This is a genomic window from Magnetococcales bacterium (assembly GCA_015231925.1).
Classification (GTDB): Bacteria; Pseudomonadota; Magnetococcia; order Magnetococcales; family JADGAQ01; genus JADGAQ01.
This window is the reverse complement of sequence record JADGAQ010000250.1, coordinates 1-4,893: the sequence shown is the minus strand read 5'-3', so window position 1 is coordinate 4,893 and position 4,893 is coordinate 1. Positions and strand designations below refer to the sequence as shown.

At 59.4% G+C, this 4,893-nt stretch carries 3 protein-coding genes; 1 reads left to right on the top strand and 2 read right to left on the bottom strand.

Annotated elements, in window-relative coordinates:
• Positions 1–84 precede the first annotated feature (84 nt).
• Both HQL56_18145 and HQL56_18140 read right to left on the bottom strand, forming a co-directional pair.
• Entirely contained in the window at positions 85–1,818 is a 1,734-nt protein-coding gene (locus tag HQL56_18145) for an ImmA/IrrE family metallo-endopeptidase (protein MBF0311440.1), read from the bottom strand.
• Positions 1,806–2,303 (bottom strand): hypothetical protein, encoded by a 498-nt coding sequence (locus HQL56_18140; protein MBF0311439.1) that lies wholly within the window; start codon positions 2,301–2,303, stop codon positions 1,806–1,808. Before HQL56_18140 ends, HQL56_18145 begins: the two co-directional genes overlap by 13 nt.
• Before the next feature lie 169 nt (positions 2,304–2,472).
• Here HQL56_18140 and HQL56_18135 point away from each other — a divergent pair, with 169 nt between their 5' ends.
• Positions 2,473–4,809 carry a type IV pili methyl-accepting chemotaxis transducer N-terminal domain-containing protein gene (locus tag HQL56_18135; GenBank protein ID MBF0311438.1) on the top strand — a complete coding sequence of 779 codons (2,337 nt, stop codon included), beginning with the start codon at positions 2,473–2,475 and terminating at the stop codon, positions 4,807–4,809.
• The last annotated feature ends 84 nt before the right edge of the window (positions 4,810–4,893 follow it).

Genomic DNA, 4,893 nt, shown 5'->3' with positions numbered 1-4,893 from the left:
TCAATATGTTGCCTTTAAAGTATCAAAAAAAGGAAATGTTCTGTCCTTTGACTTTCCGTTTATTCCGATTGCGCGAGATTTTATTCACATTCTATCTATTATACTCTTATAAGAACTATTCTTAGACTTAAAATGTTTAAAAACCTCTTTCCATTCCACCTGCCCCGTATGCAGTAACTTCCAGGCCGCTGTTTCATGGCTTACCCCAAATCGATCACTGATTGCCTTCATGGTCTCTTTCGGGCTGGCCTTGAAAGATATCACATAACTTGTCGCGACGTGGGTGGGAAACAGAAATTCGGCGGCGAAGGCGTTGGCTCTGGCTTCCACTGATTGGTCCGGTGGTGTCGGCATATCTTGAAGCCGGAAATCCCCTACGGGACGGGAACCCTCGCTGTCGAGGAGAATATGGGCCAGTTCATGGGCCAGGGTAACTTGCAGACCGTCCGGATGGCGAGATCCGTTTGGATTCAGGAAGATGACCGGGCGTCGAGAGCCTCCCCAAACAGCGATGGCGTCGAAGCGGGATTCGGAGAGGTACTCGGTTGTTTCGATGTCGAGTTGTTGTGAAAAGAGCTTTTTCAGATCCACGGGTCCGGTGGGATTGCCCAATTCCCGACGCAACCAGTTGGCGGCAAACTCACCTTGCTGGTGAGGAGCCTGATTTGGCAGAAGGACTTTGACGAGGTTGCGTTTGTAACGTTGCAGGAGAGGGTTCGCTTTGGGGCCTGAGGTGCTGGCCTGATGGATTCGCCGCAGCAGGTTTTGCAAAGCCTCCGGAGAGAGGGACTCTCCCTTCACCATGCGGGCCGCCATGGCCAGGCCCGCCCATGGATTTTGCTTCGAGGGTTGGTGCGGGGGACAGGGGTGCTTTCTGATGAAAGTCAACAGGTTCGCATCAAGGCTCGATGAGGGGCACCCACCGGAAGCGAGTTCCCAGGCCTGTTCCGGCGGCAGGTTGTCGCGACGTTTTCGCCACCTCTCCACGATGGATCGGGTACGGTCATCCTCCCGCATTTTGGTGAAATTATCCCGTATCCAGTCGCCAAGTTGATCCAGGAGATCCAGTCCGGAGGTGAACGTCATGGTCCAGGAGAGGGAATCCCCGGCGGAGAGCAACAGGTTGTCGCCCCGGCGCAGCAAGGTCAGGGAGGGGAGAGGGGTTTGGGGTATGGCCTCGGCCAAATCGAAGGTCGGGCTCTCTTCCTTCAGGCACAAGGCGGTCCAGTTCTCACCCAGATAGCGCAGAAGCTCGATCCAGTCCACCGCGACGGGTTGCAGACGGGAGGGATCCTGGGGATCCTGACCCCAGAGCAGGGTATCGTTCAGCCATACCAGGAGATGCCCATGCGACTGCGTGCCATCGTCGGGCCATTTGACCTGAAGGATGAGACCGTCCTGCCTGCGGATCGTTCCCCAGCGGTTTGGAAGCATGGCGTGCTTCCTGGGCAGATGTTCCGGCGCAAGGGGACGTTCCGACCATTGGGATCGATGGATCCGGCCGTATTCATCGGCCTCCAGGTAATAAAAACCGGAAGATTCCAGGATGAGTTGATGAAGGGTTTGTCGATCCGACTTGAGGCGTTCGATCGAATCCGGAGTTACCCCAAAGGCCAGAAAGCGATGAACTGAATCGGTTTCTTCGTCGGAGGGTAAATAGTGCAGCAGGTAGAGGTTGTCCTCTGCCGTGCGCAAGGTGAACGTCTCCGGAAAATCCAGCTCGCATAGGATATCCACCGGATCAAGGATATGTGCGAAAGGGAAGGCGTCACCCTTCCCGAGATCGGAGCGGTTGTTATCCCTGTTCATGGAGGGCATTTGAAGAGCTTCTCGGCAGAGGTTTCCTGGGTTTTCCACCAGGAGGTGTGGGTTTTGCTTCCTTTGGATGGAGTTGCCAGGATTCTTCCATGCTCGGGGAGCAGTGTTGCCATGGCAATATGGTATCCATGATATCTCAAGTCGATTAGATTCTGCAGAGTCTCACGGGAACTGTCCAAAGAAAGAGCCACTCGAGAACACTCTGGTACTTTTGCATTCAAAAAGGTGCCTTCTTCTTTTGGTGAGCGAAAATCGTTCGCACTTGGAGGCTTGTTTTTCACTCTGCGATAATATTCCCCGCGGGCATCCACGGCGTTTTTCGGGGGGCAATCGGCCGGCCAGTCGCTCGGATACATCGGCAGCACTTTCTCGGGCGCGCAGTTGGTCAGGAAAAGAATGTCTTCGTGACACCACCTTTTGGTGGATAGGGTAGTTGAGGCATGCCAAGTTGTCCAGTTGTTCTTCCGGCCTGATCCGGGAGCCATCTTCGGTTTCTTTCCGAAGAGATGTTGCTCCGGGAAAAGCTGAAGCGGTAGAATCCACCTCACGTCCGTGCATATTGTCCGAGAGATTGAAGCTGCACTCCGGAAACAGATTTGCCTCAGGCTGCCGGCAGGTTTCGCTGAATAGCCATTTAAGGAAAACTTGAACCATATGAACATCAAGACAAGCATGTGGCTGGGAACGGGTCTGCTTTTCGGGGCCATCGTGGTGACTTTGTCGGTGGTATTGCACACGGCCTCCTCCCAGGAGCGCGATGGGGTGACCATCAACCTGGCCGGGCGGCAGCGCATGCTTTCCCAGAAGATGACCAAGGAGATGCTGCTGTACGATCTGCGTCCCGAAGCCGACCGGTTGGAGGCGTTGCAGGGTTCGGTATGGGCTTTCGGCACCACCCTGAAGGCTTTGCTGGAGGGTGGCGAAGCACCGTCAACCCTGGATCGCAAGGATCCGCGCAACGTCATGGTGGCCCATCCCGATGACCGGATCGAACTTCAGTTGCAACGGGTGGATCAGATTTGGCAGCCGCTGCAGGCCATGTTCGCCCGTCTGGAGGCCGAGCCGCGTCTGCGTGGGGAGTTGCGGGAAAAGCTGCTGGCCGAAGGCGGCGGTTTGTTGCGGGAGATGAATCAGGCGGTGGCCCTGATGACGGAAGTGGCGGAATCCAAGGTGTCGGCTCTGTTGCGTACCGCCTGGATGGGCGGGGTGGTTGGCGCATTGATGGTGGCCTGGATGGTGTGGCTGACGCGCCGCATGCAGGGTCAGATCGGCAGCCTGCAGCAGGGTTTGGAGGCCATGTCCAACGGTGATTTCCGTCAGACCTTGCCGGTGGGGGCTTCGCCCAACGAATTGGACGACGTGGCTTCGGACATCAACACCGTCTCGATGCGCATGCGGGAGGTGGTGTGTCAGGTGCGTCTGCAATCCCAGACCATGGCGGCCTGCATGGAGGAGTTGGAGCAGGCGCGGGGGGGGCTTTCCGGGGATGCGGGGGAGAGTCGGCGTCTGGCTTCCGGGGTGATCGGGGAGTTGACCGAGGTGACGGGTCAGGTGAGCGGCATTCTGACCGCCCTGGAACGGGTGGTGGCCAAGGTGGACGAGGTGGTGGCGGTTTCGGGGGGCTTGTCGGACAGCGTCGCGGAGGTGGCTGTCCGGGTGGAGGCGGCGACGGGAAACGTCAACGCCATGGCTACGGCGGCGGAGGAGATTTCGGGCACCACGGCTTCGGTTCAGGCCAGTCTGGAGGAGGTGACCACCTCCGTCGGGCAGATCACCGACTCCGTGGAGGGGTTGGAGAAGGCGGTATCCGGCATTCGCGGGCGTTGCGAACGGGCGGTGGAGCAGAGCCGGCTGGCATCGGGTCAGGCGCATCAGGTCTCTTCGACCATGGAGGAGCTGACCGGCATGACCCGGGAGATCGGCAAGGTGGTGGAGGTGATCAACGCCATTGCCGATCAGACCAACATGCTGGCCTTGAATGCGGCCATCGAGGCGGCGGGTGCGGGGGATGCGGGCAAGGGTTTCGCGGTGGTGGCCAACGAGGTGAAGGATTTGGCCCGCAAGACGGCGGAGGCCACGCAGATGATCTCCAGTCAGATCGGGGAGATCGTGGCCAAGACCCGGGAAGTGTCCCAGGCGGCGGAGGAGAGTGCGCAGCGCATGGAAGAGGTGGATGAGGCCAACCAGCTCATCGCCGAGCGGGTGGTGGGCCAGTCCCGGTCGATTGATCGCATTCGCGGGGCCATGGAACGGGTGGAAGCGGCGGTTGGGGATGTGGGCCGCAACATGGTGGAGTTGAATCAGGCCACTCGTGAGGTGGCGGCCTCTCTTTCGCGTTCGGCGGGGGATGCCTCCAAGGCTTCCGGGGAGGTGGGTTTCCTTGTGGGGCGGGCTGTGGAGCGAGCCGGGGAGATGGTCGAGCATACCCGGCAGATGCGGGAGATTTCGCTGGAGAGCGAGGCCGCCGTTCGGGAGGTGGATGAGTCGGCGCAGGCAGCGGGGGAGCGTATCCGCTCCATGCTGGAGGGTTTGTCGTTCATCGACGGGGCCATTCGGCAGACGGGTTTGCTCATTCAGACGGGGGTGGAGCCGGGGCAGAAGCTGGTGGATGCGGTGGCTCATTTGCGGGCGGGGGAGGAGCCGTTCGATTTGCGGCACATCAAGCGGGCGCATTTGGCCTGGTTGCGCAAGTTGGAGGATGTCATCCGGGGGCGTTCCGCCTTGACGCCGGAGCAGGTCTCTTCCGCGCGGGAGTGTGATTTGGGCAGGTGGTATTACGGGGAGGGCATGAGTCGTTTCGGGGGGCTCGGGGTTTTCAAGGAGGTGGAGGAGGCTCATTTGGCGGTGCATGAGGCGGCGCGGGAGGTTGTGGGTTTGATGCAGGGCGGACGGAAGGCCGAGGCCGAGGCGGGGATGGTGCGGTTCAACGCGATCAAGGACCGGTTGTTCGTTTTGTTGGATCGGCTCTATCTGGAATCCATGGAAGGTTGACCGGAAATACGGGGGTCCGGGGGGGTGGAGCCCCGAGGTGTGGACGTGGCTGGCTGGCGGTGCGTAGCGAATCGCCCGAGGAAA

Bases quoted from the DNA above. Each gene is read 5' to 3' on its own strand.
- HQL56_18145 (MBF0311440.1), bottom strand. From the start codon at position 1,818: ATGCCCTCCATGAACAGGGATAACAACCGCTCCGATCTCGGGAAGGGT.
- HQL56_18140 (MBF0311439.1), bottom strand. From the start codon at position 2,303: ATGGCTCCCGGATCAGGCCGGAAGAACAACTGGACAACTTGGCATGCC.
- HQL56_18135 (MBF0311438.1), top strand. From the start codon at position 2,473: ATGAACATCAAGACAAGCATGTGGCTGGGAACGGGTCTGCTTTTCGGG.